At 59.4% G+C, this 19,153-nt stretch carries 16 protein-coding genes; all 16 read right to left on the bottom strand.

Features of this window, described 5'->3' with window-relative positions:
* Positions 1-68 precede the first annotated feature (68 nt).
* Positions 69-1,181, bottom strand: a complete 1,113-nt coding sequence (ald, locus tag ACVISU_RS28395) for an alanine dehydrogenase (RefSeq protein WP_456709068.1) — start codon at positions 1,179-1,181, stop codon at positions 69-71.
* Between the two features lie 419 nt (positions 1,182-1,600).
* Positions 1,601-2,647 carry a hydrogenase expression/formation protein HypE gene (hypE, locus tag ACVISU_RS28390; protein WP_456709067.1) on the bottom strand — a complete coding sequence of 349 codons (1,047 nt, stop codon included), beginning with the start codon at positions 2,645-2,647 and terminating at the stop codon, positions 1,601-1,603.
* Positions 2,644-3,786, bottom strand: coding sequence for a hydrogenase formation protein HypD (hypD, locus tag ACVISU_RS28385; protein ID WP_456709066.1), 1,143 nt, complete (start codon positions 3,784-3,786; stop codon positions 2,644-2,646). The genes hypE and hypD overlap by 4 nt, the downstream gene beginning before the upstream one ends.
* Positions 3,783-4,019: a HypC/HybG/HupF family hydrogenase formation chaperone gene (locus tag ACVISU_RS28380; RefSeq protein ID WP_456709065.1), complete on the bottom strand. Its 237-nt coding sequence runs from the start codon at positions 4,017-4,019 to the stop codon at positions 3,783-3,785. The genes hypD and ACVISU_RS28380 overlap by 4 nt, the downstream gene beginning before the upstream one ends.
* 1 nt (position 4,020) lies before the next feature.
* On the bottom strand, positions 4,021-6,279 hold the full coding sequence (hypF, locus tag ACVISU_RS28375; RefSeq protein WP_456709064.1) for a carbamoyltransferase HypF: 2,259 nt from the start codon (positions 6,277-6,279) through the stop codon (positions 4,021-4,023).
* On the bottom strand, positions 6,276-7,223 hold the full coding sequence (gene hypB, locus ACVISU_RS28370) for a hydrogenase nickel incorporation protein HypB (RefSeq protein WP_456709063.1): 948 nt from the start codon (positions 7,221-7,223) through the stop codon (positions 6,276-6,278). Before hypB ends, hypF begins: the two co-directional genes overlap by 4 nt.
* On the bottom strand, positions 7,223-7,564 hold the full coding sequence (gene hypA, locus ACVISU_RS28365) for a hydrogenase maturation nickel metallochaperone HypA (protein WP_456710917.1): 342 nt from the start codon (positions 7,562-7,564) through the stop codon (positions 7,223-7,225). Before hypA ends, hypB begins: the two co-directional genes overlap by 1 nt.
* Positions 7,557-8,651, bottom strand: a complete 1,095-nt coding sequence (locus ACVISU_RS28360; RefSeq protein ID WP_456709062.1) for a hypothetical protein — start codon at positions 8,649-8,651, stop codon at positions 7,557-7,559. Before ACVISU_RS28360 ends, hypA begins: the two co-directional genes overlap by 8 nt.
* Before the next feature lie 100 nt (positions 8,652-8,751).
* Entirely contained in the window at positions 8,752-9,615 is an 864-nt protein-coding gene (locus ACVISU_RS28355) for a hydrogenase expression/formation protein (RefSeq protein ID WP_456709061.1), read from the bottom strand.
* Between the two features lie 594 nt (positions 9,616-10,209).
* The gene (locus ACVISU_RS28350) at positions 10,210-10,500 is read right to left on the bottom strand and encodes a HypC/HybG/HupF family hydrogenase formation chaperone (RefSeq protein ID WP_456709060.1); all 291 of its coding nucleotides are present in this window, start codon (positions 10,498-10,500) and stop codon (positions 10,210-10,212) included.
* Positions 10,501-10,517: 17 nt separating this feature from the next.
* Complete coding sequence (locus ACVISU_RS28345) at positions 10,518-11,117, bottom strand: HyaD/HybD family hydrogenase maturation endopeptidase (RefSeq protein ID WP_456709059.1); 600 nt, start codon at positions 11,115-11,117, stop codon at positions 10,518-10,520.
* On the bottom strand, positions 11,114-11,833 hold the full coding sequence (gene cybH / locus ACVISU_RS28340; protein ID WP_456709058.1) for a Ni/Fe-hydrogenase, b-type cytochrome subunit: 720 nt from the start codon (positions 11,831-11,833) through the stop codon (positions 11,114-11,116). Before cybH ends, ACVISU_RS28345 begins: the two co-directional genes overlap by 4 nt.
* A 4-nt stretch (positions 11,834-11,837) precedes the next feature.
* Positions 11,838-13,628, bottom strand: a complete 1,791-nt coding sequence (locus ACVISU_RS28335; RefSeq protein WP_456709057.1) for a nickel-dependent hydrogenase large subunit — start codon at positions 13,626-13,628, stop codon at positions 11,838-11,840.
* Positions 13,629-13,651: 23 nt separating this feature from the next.
* A complete protein-coding gene (locus ACVISU_RS28330) occupies positions 13,652-14,740 on the bottom strand; it encodes a hydrogenase small subunit (RefSeq protein ID WP_456709056.1) in 1,089 nt (362 codons plus the stop codon).
* 800 nt (positions 14,741-15,540) lie between these two features.
* A complete protein-coding gene (locus ACVISU_RS28325; RefSeq protein WP_456709055.1) occupies positions 15,541-16,803 on the bottom strand; it encodes a serine hydrolase domain-containing protein in 1,263 nt (420 codons plus the stop codon).
* A 102-nt stretch (positions 16,804-16,905) separates the two neighbouring features.
* The gene (locus tag ACVISU_RS28320) at positions 16,906-17,586 is read right to left on the bottom strand and encodes a molybdate ABC transporter permease subunit (protein WP_456709054.1); all 681 of its coding nucleotides are present in this window, start codon (positions 17,584-17,586) and stop codon (positions 16,906-16,908) included.
* Positions 17,587-19,153 lie beyond the last annotated feature (1,567 nt).

The raw sequence follows: 19,153 nt of genomic DNA, 5'->3' as shown, positions 1-19,153 counted from the left end.
GAGCAAAAAAAAGCCACCCCGGAGGGTGGCCCAAGTCAGGGAGGAAACGCCCGTAGGGGCCTCTGGGATCAGGCTGCAGCCTGCTCGATCGGTGAGAATGGGAGCCCGAGACTGTCGGCCACCGCCTTGTAAGTCAGCCGGCCTCGATGGACGTTGAGGCCTGCACGCAAATGCGGATTTTCCAGCACGGCGGAAAAACCCTTATTGGCCAGAGCCAAGCCAAATGGCAGCGTGGCGTTATTTAGTGCCTGGCTCGAGGTCAGCGGCACGGCGCCGGGCATATTGGCCACGCAATAATGAATGATGCCATCCACTTCATAGGTTGGATCGGCGTGAGTAGTTGGGTGCGAAGTCTCAAAACAGCCGCCCTGATCGATAGCGACATCCACGAGCACGGCCCTCTTACGCATCGAGCTCAGCATGCTCCGGCGGATCAGCTTCGGCGCACTCGCACCTGGAACGAGCACGGCACCAATCACAACATCAGCCGCAAATACCTCTTCCTCCACAGCTTCGATGGTCGAAAACCTGGTTCGAACGCGCCCTTCGAACAGCTCATCCAACTCGCGCAACCGAGGTATCGAGCGGTCGATGATGCTCACCTCTGCACCCAGACCGACCGCCATCCGTGCCGCGTGCGTACCAACGACGCCACCACCGATCACCACGATGCGGGCTGGCTGAACACCGGGCACGCCACCGATCAACAGCCCTCGTCCGCCTGCACTGCGCTTTAGGGCGCTACCCGCCGCTTCGACCGCGAGCCTGCCTGCGACCTCGCTCATCGGAGCCAGCAGCGGAAGGCCACCATGCCCATCAGTCACGGTCTCATAGGCGATCGCGGTGCAACCCGATTTTAGAAGCCCCTTGGCCTGCTCCGGGTCTGGCGCCAGATGCAGATATGTGAACAGGATCTGGCCCTCCCGCAGCTGGCTCCATTCGGACAGCTGAGGCTCCTTGACCTTTACGATCATTTCGCTCGATGCGAATACCTCTATTGCAGAATCCAGAATCACTGCGCCGGCGCTGCGATAATCCTCATCGGTTGCGCCAATGCCAGCGCCGGCATTGGTCTCAATCATTACGCGGTGTCCTGCTGCCGCGTATTCGCGGACAGCTCCAGGGGTCAGGCCCACTCGATATTCGTGTGCCTTGATTTCCTTGGGAACTCCGACCTTCATTTGCAAACTCCCTGCCTAGTGCGCCTTTCTAATTGAAAGAGCGTAGCGATATCGCGACGCAGCAGCCCAAATGGCGCAGGAATTCAGCGATCTTTGACCAGCCGCGCAGGTTTTCGAATAAGCCGATGCCGAGTGGGTTGAGCGACCGTGCTCGCTAAGCTTAACCGTCGTACTCCGCGATGCGGTGTCTCGGTTAATCGGGCTTTCGGCTCGTGGAAAAGCGAACAAGGATTCCAGCCTTGCGGACCTTGTTGAAGAACGAATATTGTAGTTTGCCAGTGAGGCGAGATTTGCCCAGAGACTGGATTGTTTGCCACCGCTGATAGCCACATGACCATTATTGATCATCAATCGGGTTCCCAGAACGGCGGTACCGACGCTTGACGCCTTCATGCTCGTCGCAGTTGGGCGAGGATTGTTCAACAAATCCGAGGCAACTGTTCCCCCGACAACCAATCGACGATCCGTCCGCCGCCGAAACTGGTCGCTATCTGCACAAACTTGTGATCGTCAGCTACCGTCTCGCCGATATCAGCAGCATCGCATCCGAGGGGATGCGTCTTCATGGCTGCAAGCACAGCATCGGCCAAATCGGGCGCGACGATCGCAACGAGCTTGCCCTCATTAGCGACGTGGACCGGATCGAGCCCGAGGAGTTCGCAGGTTGCCGCAACCGCTGGCTTAACGGGAATGGCTGCTTCCTGTAGACGGAAGCCAAGGCCCGATTGATGCGCAATCTCATTGAGGGTTGCCGCAAGACCGCCGCGCGTAGGGTCGCGCATCACCCGGATGCCGGCGCCGCCAGCCGCAATCATGACCGCGACGAGGTTATGCAGCGCTGCGGAATCCGACACGATCTCGGTTTGAAACGCGACGTTCTGACGTTTTGACATGATTGCCACGCCATGGTCGCCAAGGCTGCCGGACACCAGCACACGGTCCCCGACCATGGCCTTATCGGCGGAGAGATCGAACCCATGGGCCACAGCGCCGATCCCGGTCGTGGAGATAAACAGACCATCCGCCTTGCCGCGCTCGACGACCTTAGTGTCCCCCGCAATGATGTAAACGCCCGCGCAGCGCGCTGCCGCGCCCATCGAATCCGCAATCGTCTTCAGATCAGACAGCGGGAAACCCTCCTCGATGATGAAGCTGGCCGACAGATAGAGGGGGCGCGCGCCGGACATCGCGACGTCGTTAATCGTCCCGTGCACCGCCAGAGAGCCGATATTGCCGCCGGGAAAGAACAGCGGCGAAACCACATAACCATCGGTCGTCATCACCATTTTACCCGCGTCAACGTCAAAGGCTGACTGATCATTGCTGCGGGCAAGCCATTCATTGCCGAAGGCTCGGTGAAATAGGCTGGAGATCAGCTGTGCCATCGCTCGTCCCCCGGACCCATGGGAAAGATCAACGCGTCCGTTCTCGAGATCGAGGTTGCGTTGATAGCCCTGTACGCTCATGACGTTCGCCTCACCTGATCATCGCGAACCCGGCCGTATGTCCAATATGCCGCACAAGCACCTTCCGATGAGACCATGCAGGATCCTATGGGAGTTTCCGGCGTGCAGAGGGTTCCAAACAGCTTGCAGTCGACTGGCTGCTTGGCGCCGCGCAGGATCGCGCAGCACTCGCAGGCCGGATTTTCGGCGACACGCAGTTCGTGCATCGCAAAACGCGCCTCAGCGTCGAACCGCGCGTAGACGCGCTTCAGCTTCAGTCCACTATTTCGTACGAAACCGAGCCCGCGCCATTCGAACTGCTCACGCGCTTCGAATACCTGCGAGATCTCGTCTTTGGCGCGCCGATTGCCTTCACGCCTCACTGCTCGGCTGTATTGGTTCTCCACGTCGTAGCAGTCTTCGTTCACCTGCCGCACCAGCATCAGGATCGCCTGCATCACGTCGAGCGGTTCAAATCCGGCGATCACGATCGGCTTGCCGAATTGCTCCGCCAGGAGCTCGTAAGGCTGCGTCCCGATGATCGTGCTCACATGTGCAGGCCCGACGAAACCGTCGATTGCGACCCCGCCAATATTGCGGATCTTCGGGTTCTCGAGAATGCTCTGCATCGCAGAGGGTGTGAGCACGTGGTTGCAGAACACGCTAAGGTTCTTCAGCCGCTTCTTTTCGGCTATCCGGATCATCACGGCCGTCGGGGGTGTCGTGGTCTCAAATCCGATGGCAAAGAACACAACCTCGCGGCTCGGCGCCTGTTCGGAGATCCGGATGACGTCGAGCGTCGAGTAGACCATCCGGATGTCTGCGCCAAGCGCCTTGGCTCGTAACAGGGACTGTCCTTGCGAGCCAGGCACCCGCATCAGGTCGCCGTAGACGCAAAGGGTGACCTCCGGCCGCTCGACGAGACGAAGCGCCATATCGATGCGGCTGGCGGGTAGAACGCAGACCGGACAACCGGGCCCGTGGATCATGCGCACATTTGCGGGCAGCAGATCCTCAAGCCCATAGCGTGATATCGCATGCGTGTGTCCACCGCAAAATTCCATGAACCGATAGGCTTTTTGCTGATCGGCTTCCGCGCTAATCGCACCGGCGAGCCCCTGCGCGAGGGTCTTGTCGCGAAATTCGTCGGCATATTTCATGGCCGGAGTTCCTGCCCTGCGCTGCCTAGCTCCTGCAGCAGCTCCAGCGTGCGCTTGGCTTCTATTGGATCGATCTTGGCCAGTGCATACCCAACATGGACAAGGACGTGATCGCCGACGTCGAGCTCGTCGATAAGAGCAATCGATATCTCCAGGCTAACACCATCGATGCACACGGCGGCCATGTGATCGGGAAGAAGTTTGACGATCTTTGCCGGAACCGAAAGACACATATCAGGCTCTCCCTTCGCTGGCGGACGACTGTCCAGCAATCTGCAAAGCGGCAATCCAGGCTTGGCCTAGGCTCAAACCACCATCATTGGAGGGCACCCGCTGCGGCACCAGCGGGGTCAGGCCGGCAGCGCAGCACCCGCGCCAGATTTCATCCATCAGTACCGCGTTCTGAAAGCAGCCTCCGCTCAGAACGACGGTATTGACGCCGGTTGTCCGCGCGGAGTGCATGACCCAGTCAACGCAGGCGGCGGCGAAGGTGCCATGAAACAAACCCGCTCCGCCCGCAGCGTCAATGTCGTCTGCAATCAACCGCGCAAACAGCGGACGAAGCGACAGCACGCCACCATCGATCATCCACCCGGCCTCTAGAATCGCAGTCCGCCGCACGAGCGCCTCGAGCTTGATCGCGGCTTCACCTTCATAGCTCTGCCAACTCACAATCCCCAGCAGCCCCGCCACCGCGTCGAACAACCGGCCCGCGCTGGTCGTGGTGGCCCCGCCTGACTGATCGAGCAAGGCCGACATACACCCAGCTTGCCGTTGCGCTGCAAAGCGCGGCGCAATTTCGTTACCCCGCCCGAGCCAATGTAGTACCGCGCTCGCCATGCGCCACGGCTCACGGGCTGCGCGATCACCACCAGGCATTTGCAGCCGCGCGAGATGCCCAATGCGTCGGCACATCGCGCCTTCGCACAACAATAGCTCGCCACCCCAGTTACCAGCGTCCGAGCCAAAACCATGACCGTCGAGCACCAGAGCTAGCGCCGGTCCCGCATGGCCATGTTCAGCCATCACGGCGGCAGCGTGTGCATGGTGGTGCTGGACTGCAATCAGCGCGCGGCCGCTTGCTTGCGCAAAGCGGGTGGATGCCATGTCGGGATGCAGATCATGAGCGATGACGACAGGCTCTACGTCAAGGATCGATGTGAGGTGTTGGATCGTCTCCTCGAACACACGGATGCCTTCGGGCGTATTGAGATCACCAATATGTTGGGAAACGAACGCTTGGTTGTCCCGCGTGATGGTGACGGTCGATTTCAGCGCGCCGCCGACGGCGAGCACGGGCGGCACAGAATGCGCGAGCTGGATCGGTTCGGGAGCATAGCCCCGAGCGCGACGAATGAATTGGGAGCGGCCAGCGACCACCGCGACCACGGAGTCATCAGCACGCGTTAAAATATCCCGATCATGGGTCACGACAAGGTCGGCGATCGCCTCGAGCCGGCGCAGCGCCTGCGCATTGTCGATCAGGAGCGGCTCGCCGCAAGGATTTGCACTGGTGACGACCACGACCGGGCTTGGTTCCGCAATCCACGCTCTTGTCGAGCGAAGCGCATGAAAGATCAGATGATGCAGCGGGGCTACAGGCAACATGACGCCAACGCGAGACAAACCGGGCGCTATGGCGGGCGCCAGACAGTTGCGCGAAGTTAAGAGCACAATGGGCCGTGCTGCGGATTCGAGCAGGGCGAGCTCGAGAGCGTTCGCTTCCGCGATCTCGTTGACGCACTCTATGGAACCGAGCATAACCGCAAATGGCTTCTGACGGCGCTGCTTTCTGCTGCGCAGGCGCTGCACAGCGTCCTGGTTATGGGCATCGCAGAGGAGCTGGTAGCCGCCGAGACCCTTTATGGCGATGACTTGACCGCCTGCGATTGCAGCGACAATGGCGTTGATCCCATGGCTAAGCCGAGGGCCGCATTCTGGACACGCGATCGCCTCTGCATGAAACCTCCGGCTCGCCGGATCCGCATGTTCGGCCGTGCAGGCGGCGCACAGCCTAAACGCCTTCATCACCGTGTTGTGGCGATCGTAGGGGAGCCGCCCGGCAATAGTGTAGCGTGGGCCACAATGGGAGCAACTAATGAAGGGATAAAGGTAATGGCGATTCTCTGGATCGAATAGCTCGCTGAGGCATTGCCCGCAGGTCGTGGCGTCGGCGATGATGTGCGTTGACACTTTTCCGTCTTCGCTCGCGCCGATCGAAAAGTCTTCTGTCGCGAGCGCCGCTGTCTCCTGAACGCAGATGTGGTCGATGCGCGCCAACGGAGGAGCCTCGAGCGGCAATGTGGCAACAAATTCCGACGCACGGCCACCTTCGACTTCGATTGTGACGCCCTCCGGGCCGTTGGCGACAAATCCCGCCAATCCGTACCGCGTAGCGAGGCCATAGACGTAAGGACGAAAGCCGACCCCTTGCACCGCTCCGCTCACGCGCACGCGCAGTCGTGTTCGGTCGCAAATGGCTGCGGCGCTCATCGCCTGGCGTCCTTTACGGCCAGCCTTTGGCGGGCCACTTGTCTATCGATCCAAGCGTAGAGCGCGCCAAAACCCTCGCCGGTACGGGCCGAAACCGTAACTACTTCGATCTTCGGATTCGCGCGTCTGGCATATCCAATGGTCTTGTCCAGATCGCACTCAAGCAGTGAAGCTAGATCGATCTTGTTGATCACCATGAGTGAAGAAGCCGCGAACATATCGGGATATTTCAGCGGCTTATCTTCACCTTCGGTCATCGACAACACAACGATCTTGCAGGCCTCGCCAAGATCGAAGGCCGCGGGACAAACCAGGTTACCGACGTTCTCGATGAAGAGAATACCGCGCGTGAGCCGCGGCAAGCGGCGATAAGCCTCGCCAATCATTGCAGCATCGAGATGGCACCCCTTACCCGTATTGACTTGAATAGCTGGCACGCCGGCCGCTCGAATGCGTTCGGCATCGTTTGAGGTCTGCTGATCGCCCACGATGACTCCGGTCGGATAGCTGAGCTTGAGCTCGGATACGGCGCGGACGAGCAGCGAGGTTTTGCCCGCACCGGGACTCGACATGAGATTAAATACCAGTAGCTCATCGGCCGCAAAGCGCGTCCGATTGTCGGACGCGATCGCATTATTCTTGCCGAGGATGTCACGCTCGACCCGAATGATGCGTTCGCGGGTTATACCCATGACCTTCAATCCAGTTGGGCCCGCGCCGGAGCTCAGAAGCGCTTGCCGACCATCACTCTGATAATGTTCGTGATCATGACTGTGGCGGGCATAGGATGAATGCTGCACTTTCTCGTCGCCGTGAAAATGTGCGTCATGGCGCTCACCATCGTCCTGCCCATGAGGATAGCAACGGCCTCGGGTCTCCGGATCACGCGCTCTGGCAGGTTCGATTGAAGACGTCGCTTGGCTGCAACCGCAAACGGTACACATCAATCGATCTCCAGTTCTTTCACTCGCATCTGCTCGCCGCCGGTCACTTGCAACTGATAGCTGCCGCAGCAAGGACAGGGGTCACCGCGGCCAGCAATTTCGACACTGTTAGAACAGCTCATGCACCAGGCGATACCCGGAAGTTCTAGGATCTCAAGAGCTACCCCCTCGGCAATCGTACGCGTCGCAACGACAGCAAAGCAGAACCTGATCGCATCAGGCGCGACATGACTCAGCGCCCCGATTTCCAGACAGATGCTCCGCACCCGCGACAACGATCGCTGACGCATCTCCTCCTCGACGATTTGGATGATGCCCAGACAAATCGCCATTTCATGCATCGTCAACTTTGCGAAACCTGAGTGTGAATCCGCCACAGGGATCAAGCGATTCAATCACCGCACGAACCGCTTTCTGATGCCGTCTCGCCGTCAGAACCGCGCCATGCAGGTTCCGGACAAGCGGTCCGGTCCTATGGAAATTCCATTCCGTCGGAGCAAGAAATTCGAAGCGGTCTATCCGGCCCTGAGGATCAAGCTCAACCGCATGATAGAGCCTGCCCCTGGCGCATTCGACCGCGGTCGCGGCGCAGCCCGGACCCAACCTGTAGCTTTTGATAATCTCAGGCTCTGCTGAGTCGATATGAGCACCGGCCTTGAGCCAGTCGCATAGCCGAACGATTTCTGCAATTCTGGCCTTCAGCCGCTCGGCCGCACCCGACCGGCCCAGCCAGAGCCGATCACGCGTCATCTGGCGTGCCCATGGACCCGTCTCGGGCGCACGCCCCCCAAGGTCGGGACAATGGCAAAATGTCGGGTCATCGCCGAGCAGCCGTTCAATGATGTTGCGGTCGTCAGCAACGGACAGGAACGAGTGCGCGATCCGGATCGATTTCAGGTCGATCTCGTCCAGCGCAGCTATGCGAATTGCCAATGGGCTGCAGGGCCTCGGCGCGCCATCTCCGTTCGGTATGCCGATCGCGCCCAGCCCAGCCACAATTCTTGCCGTCGCTTCGCGTCGAGCAGGACCGCAGGCCGGTTGTCCGCTACCGATAAGCGCTGACATTCCCTGCATCACGGAACGAATAGCCGTGGCACTGGCGGTGTCCCGGGCAAGATGTCCGACAAAGAGACCCCGCAGCAATTCCGCGATGCGCTCGGCAACGACCAGCGCAACACGATGCTGCCTTGTCGTGGGGCTGATCGCTTCGCCGCGCGCCGTCTCGATCGCAGACAGAAGCGCGGTTTGCTGCGCAACGGCACACAATGCGAAGAGCCGCGGGATCTGTCTGAGCAGTAACGAGGCCGGTTTGCCGGCGAACAGCCGCGCCAGCGGTGGCCGAACTCGGGGCATGATCTCGACCGCGGCAATTACGTCGGCAGCAAGCCAGACCGAGACATCGATTTTGTTGCGGACCGCGACGCTCATATGCACCGCTGCGTCATTAGCTCGCGCAAAACATGTCGGCAGCGGCCGTCCGCGCGCAATCTGCGAGGTCCCACCGGATTGCGAGCATTCTTTGAGTTCTTCATGTGAAGTACGCCTCCATAATTTCCTGCAGGCGCTCGGCAGAGTCCTCGAAATCCTCGTCAGCAGCCAAGGCAACGATCGGCACGTCTCCGACCTCCACCGTATTAAGGATGACGTCGTCCAAAGAATTGAAGTACTGCACCGACCAGACGTTCCTCACCCCGGTCGCCTGCACGCGGCACGTGCCGTAACCGCGGAAGATGAGCTGGACCGGACCATTGCCCAAACTTTGCTGAAGGAACGCCATGTCCACAGCACTCATCGGCAGCAACGTCAGATTGATAACATGCGCCCGCATGCCCGACCGCCAGACACGCGCCCGCTCGCGTATCTCCGCAAGCACCGCGCGCACGTTCATGGCACCGTCCGGTGCCGTGCCGATCAGAAAGTCGGCAGACGTCAACTCAGTTGCGGCGCGCTGCACAATCTGCGGGATTGCCCCAACCTCAACATATTCGTGCGCCGGTTCGGCCCCGATACGCACGCGCCAGATTCCCGCAAGGACCGCCTCCCGGAGTTGCGCAAAAGAGCCATCTGGCAGCGCAACTACGCCGGTGACCTCGCCCTCGCCGAGCACTTCGCCAATCAGCTTGCGCTCGAGCTCGCTGAGATTGGCGAGTCCGTACAGCTGCGTCCGAGTGCTCTGCCGATGGCCGCGAGCGGCAGCGGCGACATTCGACAACAGCACCGTGACATTCGGATAGTTCCTTGCAAGCTCGTCGCCGTCGCGCCGGGCGCGCTTGGCTACCGCCTCCATAGTCGCCGGCCCGCTATGGAATACATCGAGACTTTCCGTGCCCGTTGCAGACTTGCCCACCACCTGCTCGGCGTCCTCGGATACGACGCGGACCGCTGTCTTCATGATGCGATGTCCGGTTGGACCTATCGGGAGGCATTGCCGGCACAAATGCTACCAGCGTACAGCCAAACGATCGGTAGGACGATGCGGTCGATCTTGACCAAGCGGCCCAGACGCCTGACGATCAGGTCAAGCGTATCGTGCCGATGGCACCAAATTAGCGTCGATCGACGACGCGGGCCGAGCCGTCCGACCAGCTTTCCAGCCAACGCATGCGCAGGCACTGCGCCTTGCACGCAACGCCGAAGAGCCTTGATCAATTCAGGGAGGGATAATGCGACATAGACGCCCCGGAGCGAATGTACGGCATCGACCGTCAGCAGCACTTCGGGTGCGCTCGGAGAAGGGTGCGTGACCAGGCGTGCATGCGCGCTGATGCTCTCTACCTCAGACGGACAGGGTCCGAGGTTATACCGCGCCGGCTGGAACTTCATCAGACTCCTTTCAGATAGTCCTTGGTTTGAGCTAGGTGAGATGTAGCAAGGCACGTGCCAATCATCGTCGCGCTGTGAAGGAGACTCGATTCCATGCGGACGGTGCGCGCGATTGATCGATTTGGGGGCAGGCGTAGTCACCGCAACATTCGCAGCAGAACCGCTAACGTAGGTGCTTGGGCAATTGCGGCTCACGACCGACCAGGTCCGCAAAGAAGGGGCCGCAGTCCTGGCCGTTACGGCTGGCGTCAAGCCCATCGAGTGCTTCCGAGATCAGTCTTGCTTCATCCTCATCCAAGAGTCGCACGGCGGTGTCGATATGAACGAGCACCCTGGCGCCGACCGGGGCGCAGTCGAGCAGCATGACCGAGACACGCCGCTGTTCGTTGCGATACTCACAAAGTGCCGTGATGTCGTCCGTCTCAACAATCGTCATTGGTAAGCCAAGGCACATGATTCAATCGCGGGCCGCTAGATCGGCTGCGCTCCCATCTCATAACTTGCATGGTCGATATTGTTCGCCAACAGCCGTTCTGATGCAGGCAGCGGCGTCGTTCGCAGTGTGGCCGGCGAGCCCCACTGCGCCAGGAGTTCGCAAGCCAGTTCGATCGCCGGCGCAATCTGCAAGCGCACCGGAGCTGTCAGCGGACCGCCCCAATGCTCCAGGTCCCGCGCCTGACATCCGATGAGAGCGAGGTCTCGCGGGCAGCGACCAAGCAGATCGGCTGCACTCAAGACCTCCTGAAAGCCGGTCTGATGTAAGCTTATCTTCTTGGCGCCAGCAAATTTTGGCACCTCGGCATCCCGCATGAGCTTCAACTGTCCGGGCTGGAGTGCGAAATCGATGGCATCGAACACGATCAGGCAATCAGCCTGCTCAAGATAACTGACGAGGTAGAGTCCCTGCGTGCCGCCATCGAGGATGGTGACGTTGTCAGCGACTACATAGCGGCGATGGAATTCCTCTACCGCCCGCACGCCGAACCCCTCATCGGCCCACAGGATATTGCCGATGCCAAGCACAAGGATCCGTTGCTTGTTCTCCGGAACTAGTAACCGCTTGCCATTCAATCGCGAAACTCGCGCTCACCTGAAATCATGGAGGAGATGCTCCGGCGCGACATGATGTCCTCCCGAATCACCGCGTAGATGTGAACCAGCACAAAGACCGCGATCACCCACAGGCCGAGATGATGCCAGGTATGGACGTCCTGGCTATTCGGCCAGATTGAAAACACCCAACCGAACAGCCTGTCCTGCCAACTGTCGCTACCGGCGTCCTGCCCATAAAGTGCAAAACCTGTGACGATCATGAACGTGATCGTTTGCGTAAACATAAGGAACATTGCGAGCTGAGCCAGGGGGTTGTGCCCGACGCGTCTATCGGCCTCAACTGCAAGGAACGCGTACCAGCGAATCTCGTGGTGCACCTCGCGCCAAAAGCACCTGCGCCAGAGCGGAACACAAAAGATCTGCATGGCATATCGATTTCCGATCAGGGCCGAGTAAATGCGCAGAACAAAGCCGACGCTGAGGACATACCCTGCAGAGAAATGCGCAAATCGGATATAGCCGAACAGGAAATTGCCGCTTGCCTGTCCCGACATCGCCGGTGTGCCCGTTCCGATCAGATAGCCGGTTAAGGCCAGCATCAGAACGGCCGCCGCATTGACCCAGTGCCACAGTCGCACGGGCGCGTCATAAACGTAGGCGTCGCGATCGCCGATGCCGCGCTCGGTCGGTGCCGCATCGACAGCAGCGGGGGGCTGCCGAGCCTCGTTTCGCATGTCCCTAACGAACACTGACTGAAACCATTTCTTGGCCGTCAGGACTCATCACATGGGTCGAGCACGCCAGGCACGGATCAAAGGAATGGATCGTACGCAAGATCTCCAGGGGTCGCAGCGGATCGGCCAACGGAGTGCCGATCAGCGAGGCTTCAAAGGCGCCAATATTGCCCTTGGGATCGCGAGGAGATCCGTTCCATGTCGTCGGCACGACACATTGATAGTTGTCGATCTTTGTGTCCTTGATCTTGATCCAGTGTCCAAGCGCACCGCGCGGCGCCTCAGCGAAACCGTAGCCCATGGCCTCCTTGGGCCAGCTTTCGGGCTTCCATCTTGCGACATTGGCAGTTGCCGTATTGCCTGCCTTAATGTGGGCGACCAACTTATCCTGGAAATAACGCAGCTGATGCGCCGCCCACTGACATTCGAGTACCCGCGCCGCGGTACGGCCAAGCGTCGAGAACATCGCCGTCAGGGGAAGATTCAGTCCCTTGAGCAGTCTGTCGGCCGGCTCCTTGAACTCGGCTTTGCCCTGCGCATAACCGATGATGTATCGCGCCAAAGGCCCGACCTCGACGGCGTGGCCGCGCCAGCGCGGCGCCTTGATCCACGAATACTTGCCGCCTTCGTCGAGTTCCTTAATATCAGTCTTACTGCCCTTGACTTTTGGCCCGAGCTCGAAACTCGGTTCGGTGATACCATCCCATGGATGCAGTCCACAGCAATCGTGCGGGTATTTATACCACGAATGCGTGACGAACTCCTGGATCTGCTCGGGATCACTATGGTCGATCGGCAATATCTCCGAGAGGTTGCCATCAAGGATCACGCCGCGCGGCAGCTTGAGATTGTTCGCAGAACAGTCGTTGGCGTTCTCGAGGATGTCGCCATAGGACATTACGCTTTTGCTTGAAAGTCCGCCGCCATGGAGCCAATCCTTATAGAACGAGCCGATCATTGCGACGTCCGGCAGATAGACCTGCTCGACAAACTCGATCGAACGGTCGATGATCGAGGACACGAGATTAAGGCGCTCCATGTTGATCGCACCCACCGCACCAGTTCCGTCGATGTTGATCGCGCAGGGCACGCCGCCGACCAGCCAATTCGGATGCGGATTTTTGCCGCCATAGACGGCCTGTATTTTGACGATCTCCTTCTGGAAGTCGAGCGCTTCCAGATAATGTGCCAGGGCCAACAGGTTCGCCTCCGCTGGCAGCTTGTAGGCCGGATGCCCCCAATAGCCGTTCTTGAAGGGACCTAGTTGCCCTGATCCAAAGAATTTAGTCAGCCTGATCTGCAAATCCTTGAAATAGCCAGGGGACGACAATGGCCACGGCGAGATGGACTGTGCCAGCGCAGAGGTCGACTTGGGGGCGGCCTTGAGCGCGGATACCACGTCGACCCAATCGAGCGCGTGAAGATGGTAGAAATGCACGAGATGATCATGCACGAGCAAGCACAGCTGCATGATATTTCGGATCGAATTGGCGTTCTCCGGAATCGTGATCCCTAACGCATTCTCAACCGCACGCACGGAGGTCAGCGCATGGGTGCCGGTGCAGACACCGCAAATCCGCTCAGTAAACGCCCAGGCGTCGCGTGGATCGCGCCCGCGCAGGATGACTTCGATGCCACGCCACATCGTCCCGCTCGAAACCGCATTGCGGATCACGTTGTCGGAATCGACATTGGCTTCGACACGCAGGTGGCCTTCGATGCGCGTCAACGGATCGATGACAATTCGCTTGCCCGAGCGATCGAGATTGAACACATTTGATATCTGTCCGGCCACCGTTACCCTCTTCTCAATTTCGTTTACTTGGGTGGCGCGCTGCGATCCGGCTTGGTCAACCGTTTCACGGCGGTGACCGCCGCATGGGCGGCGACGGTCAGCCCAACCACCCCGGCAGCAGCCATACCAATCTGATCGGCGTTCTTCTCAATGCCGAACTGCTTGATGGTCGTGAGTCGGTCGTAAAATGAACCCTTGTCCCAAAAACCGTCTTCGGAGCAACTCAGGCAGCCGTGGCCAGATTGAATCGGAAATGAAACACCGCCGTTCCACCGAAGGGCCGAACAGGCATTGTAGGTGGTTGGTCCCTTGCAGCCCATCTTGTAGAGGCAATAGCCCTTGCGTGCGCACTCATCGTCCCACTCTTCGACGAATTGGCCGGCATCGAAATGGGAACGTCGATAGCATTTGTCGTGAATGCGCTCGGAATAAAACATCTTGGGGCGCCCTTGGCGATCGAGCTCCGGAAGCTTTCCGAACGTGGTGATGAAAGTCACCAAGCCGCTCATGACCTCTGCGATAGGCGGACACCCGGGCACCTTGATGATCGGCTTGTTCTTGATCACCTGATCGATCGGCGCAGCGCCAGTCGGATTGGGCTTGGCCGCCTGGACGCATCCCCAGGATGCACACGTGCCCCAAGCGATGATCGCCATCGACTCTTCAGCCATCGACCTGAGCTTTTCAACGAATGGCTTGCCGCCGTCGATGCAGAACATACCCTCCTGCTTCAGCGGCGGATTACCTTCGACCGCAAGCAAATACCTGCCTTTATACTTGGCGCGGGCTTCCTCCAGGATGGCTTCAGCCTGCTCTCCTGCCGCCGCCATGATCGTATCGTCATAGTCGAGCGAAATCATCGACAGCAGCGTGTCTTTGATCAGCGGATGGGCCGAGCGGATAAAGCTTTCCGAGCAGCAGGTGCACTCGAGCCCGTGCAGCCAGATCACGGGTACGCGCGGTTTGGTCTCCAGGGCGGCGGCAATAGTGCTTGCGGCAAGCGGACCAAGTCCCAAGCTTGCGGCCGTCAAACTGCAGAATTTGTGGAAACTACGACGCGTGATGCCCTGGCCTCTGATCACGCTATAAAACGTCTCCGTTGCCCCACCCATGAACCCTTCCATGTGAGTCGTCGTCGGCAGTAACGAACTGCTGACGCAGCAGCAAGAAACAGGCCATCGGAGCGCAACGCTTGACCGGGTGGCCAAACCAGCCTTTCGACTCTTGCCCTATCGGCGGGCGAACCAGCAAGCCCCAGGCGCGCGCCGTCGAGCCCTGTCATGCCAGTGATGTCGGGCTTTGAACGTCGATGTGAGAACTTGAACAGAGCAGCACAATGATTTGCCAATCCTGGCGACCACGTCATACTCGCTTTTGCGTCGGAACACGCGCGCGCATGCCCTAACTAAAAGGAGTGGAGCAGGTGACGAGCACCGCGCCAGCCGTCCGTCTCAATCAGACTTGTTCTCCGCGGACCAATTGGGGGTCGACCGCGTCCTTGTCCGACTGCGGAAACACGCCAAAGTGGCAGCCCAGCGCCGAACAGAGGGCGATACCGAGTCGTGCAGCGCACATGCTTTAATTTGCAAGGCGGATCGATCCGATCTGTCTGTCTTGCAATGTGGCTACGCACGGCATCACCACGGGATCGGGTGCGAAGGGCTGGATGTTCTTGAGTCTAGGAGCGCACCGCGCGAGCCAATCGATGGCAAGCCGCGGTCCTCTTAGCGTATCACGACACCGCACTCGCCTCGAGAATCGCTTCGCGATGCGGAGGCGTCGCGTTCGTCCTAGCACCGCGCAATCCGGCCGAGGATAGTGGGAGCCGGCGCTGACGTTCAGTCATCGGTGTCCAGCTCACCGGTTTCCAACCACCCCAAACTGTCGTCGGGCTCTTTCAACGCCGGGCGAACTATCGAATTATTGCGGCATAGACGATGTACTGGACTTGTTCGCGATAGTACTTCCGGATTTCTCCGGGCGCGGCCGTTCCGACCACCACGACCAGACGTTCCTTTGGGTCGCAGAAGAATTGTGTTCCGTAAGCGCCGGTCCAGGTGAACTCACCTGGATTGCCCGGAACCGCCGAGAGACCCTCTCTTATGCGTACAGCCACTCCGAGTCCAAAGCCGAAGCCGGCACGATGTGCCTCCACATTGGAGACCTTATTCCTGATCTCCGGCCCGAGGTGGTTGGAGATCATGTGGCGCACCGTCTTCGGGCCGAGAATGCGCTGCCCATCGAGCTCCCCACCGTTGAGCAACATTTGTCCGAAGCGCACGTAGTCACCGACTGTCGCAAACGCGCAGGCTCCTCCGCAGTCAAACTTTGTCGGACTCTCGAGGAGCTCGATCTCTTGTGGCTTTCCCGTCAGCGGGTCGTCTGGAAACGGATGCGCGAGGCGCTCGCGTTGCGATATGGACAAATGGAAGGTGGCATCCTGCATGCCGATCGGCTTCCACAGGTTTTTGGCAAGATAGTCACCCAATCGTTGTCCGCTGACCTGTTCCACGACAGCTCCGAGCACGTCGGTTGAGAAGCCGTATTCGAATTCCGTCCCCGGTTGGCGGGCTAGCGGCAACTTGGTAATGGCATGGATGAAAGCCTGCTTGTCGCCCTTTACCGGCGGGGCTGCAAATTCCGGGTAGAGACGCGCCACTTGGTCTGGGCTATCTGGAGGCGCGCCATAGGTGAGACCTGATGTGTGTCGATAGAGATCGTGGATGTAGATCGGAGAACTCTGCCCTAGATATTCTAACGAACCGTCAGGCCGTGGCACCGCCACCTTCATGTTTGCGAATTCCGGGTAATAGTCCGTAAGCCTGCCCCGTAGAGGCAGGCGACCTTGCTCCATGAGGGTGAGGCCGGCAACGGCCACCATCGGCTTAGTCATAGATGCGAGCGCGAACATCGCATCGAGCCGCATCGACGATCCTTTTGCAGGATCAAGTTGGCCGTACGCCTTGTAGTGGATCAGCTTGCCGTCTCGGGCGATTGCAACCACCGCGCCCGGCACGCGTTTGTCTTCGATCTCACGAGCGAAGAACTCGTCTAGCTTGGCAAGACGCTGCTGAGAAACTCCGACATCATCGGCCATGACCTCGGGCAGAGGCGCTGGATGCACTGAATTAAAACTGATTCCAGCAACCGCTGCGGCCATAACAAGCTTGTTCATTCTATCCTCGCCATTAGACGGAGCTGGCTTGGGCTGCTCCAGCTCTGGCAAGTCTGGTTTGGCAAGCGGAAAGCCCCTCGATCCGGCTTGGCGTGCCTACGCTCATGTGCTTCTACTGGCACAGCGTCTGTCGAGGAGAGCTAAAGTGAAGATGACTGCAAAAGCGAACATCACCATACCGCCCGCAACCACACTCGCCTCGCGCCAGCGTGATGCTTGGACGTAGTCTATGACGTAGGCTGACAACACCTTAGTGCGCCCGGGAATATTGCCGCCGATCATCATCACGACGCCAAATGTGCCGATCGTATGAGCGAAGCCAATCACAGCGGCTTTGACAAACTCCAATCGCGCCAGCGGCAAACCGATTGTAATGAAGGCATACAATGGAGAAACCCGCGCCGCAGCTTCCAGCGGAGGGCCGCCCATCGCAACAAAGGCGTTGCGGATTGGCTGCACCACCAAAGGCAATGCCGAGAGCACCGATCCGACTACGATTCCTGCGAAGGTAAAGGCGAGCGAGCGTTCGCCCCAGAAAGAAGCGAGAAGCCCGCCCGGCCCGCTGGGGCCGAGCAGCACGAGGACGCAGAAACCGAGTGCCGTCGGCGGCAGCACCAGCAGCAGCGTGATGATCGCTGCCACGGCCTCGCGCAGAGCAGTCTTTGAACGCGCTAGCCACCACGCGAGCGGCGCACCAATCACCAGGAGGATCATGGTCGTCACGCTGGCGAGCTCGACCGTAAGCGCAACGGATTGCCAAATCTCTGCCGAAAACGCATTCATCGCCGTCAGCTCCCCAACGAGAGACGGCCGCCGTCTCGGGGCAGTGATCGCCTGCAGGTCCGGCGCGCCGAGGCATGGGGCCCACAGCGCCTCTTAGTCGCGCGGAACTTCGTGGCGGCCACCACGTTGACGTGCGTCGTTCTCGCAACCAAGAGCAGCGTCGCAAGCTTCATAGGAAACTCCTGTTACGGGGCCGCTTCGACCGATCTTGACGGACCGATCTTGACGGCGGCAGCTCCTCGCTCATCGTCCAGCAATCCCTGTGCCGCTTGCGCAATCTGGTGCACCCTAGGCCCAACGTGAAAAAAATACGCACGGACGACGAGTTCGCGGTGGAGTTGATCCTGCGCTCTGTCAGGTTTCCGGCATCTTTGTTCCCGAGCAGACAGCGACCGCACAATGACTGGCGGAGTTTGACACCCTCAGGGTTGCTATTGGATCTTACGGCGCTTGATGATCAATCGACGCGATCCTCAAGTGGATTCTGTTTCGAAAAGTGCCCCGGCCGCTTAAAGTTCGCTCGAACGCGGGCGCGGCTGAGCGCGAGCACAACCCGCCCCATTTCCATTTACGATAATGGACGCGGGCTGGTAGCAAGGATATCGGAATTAATGCCTTTGCTTGACAGTGCCGGAAACGACCATCAAGCAGAGATGCCTCCATCCGGCAATCATGTGCGCACCATAATCAGCGGCCGCATAACCTTGCGACATGCAGCTAGTTGCGCTGGGACCGGGACCTGCCGCCAAGAACGGTTTGCAGCGAGCCTACAGAGCGTCCGGGAGGTGCCGTAGGTGATAGTGCTTCGGGCGCGAATATCTTTTCGTTCGCGCGTTTCTGCGACTCGCCGAAGAAGACGTCACGGTGGTCAAGATCAGCGTCGGTCTTGACGATGTCGATGGTGCAAACGCCACACCCGCGGCGCACCAATTGCCGAAGCGCGCCTCTGCGCGATTTGCGATAGTGGCAGCCCCCCGGGGTGCATGGATAGCGTGAAGGCGCGTTGCTCAAGCATCGTGCATGCTTGGACAATCCGATAAAAAAACGACGGAATCAGCGCGCCCATTCCTCTTGCTCCGCGCCGCATGCGCTGTGCTCGGAGATTCTTATCAAACCACGATTCGGCTCTGTAGTGCGCGCCCACATGCGGGAGCTATAGAGCATGTGCGGTATTCCCATTTCTGGCCAACCGCGCGTCGAGCAGCGACGACGGTAGCCCCGTCTTGAGGGGCCACGTTGCCGCTGAACTCGGCAACACACGGCAGGACTCTCAAGGGCCATAAGATTCCTTCTTCTTGGACGACCTCTGCGGGCTCCCAGATGTCCGCCTTCTGCTGAACTGTGCGGTCACTTCACCTGGAGACAAATGCCCCGCGAACGGACATGCTTTGCCGCTAGCGAAAATGTGGCGCCTCCATCACAGAATTTGGAGGCAATCGGGTTTCAGATCTTCTGATGTGCCAGACTTCCATCGTGTGAATGCCTACGATCGAAACTATCGATTTTACCAATCTCACGCAGTGTTGCATCAGTCTCATCAGTCGGCGCATACCGATCACGCCAAGCT

It is taken from the genome of Bradyrhizobium sp. USDA 4452, from assembly GCF_054063575.1.
This window is presented reverse-complemented; position numbering and strand designations above follow the sequence as displayed.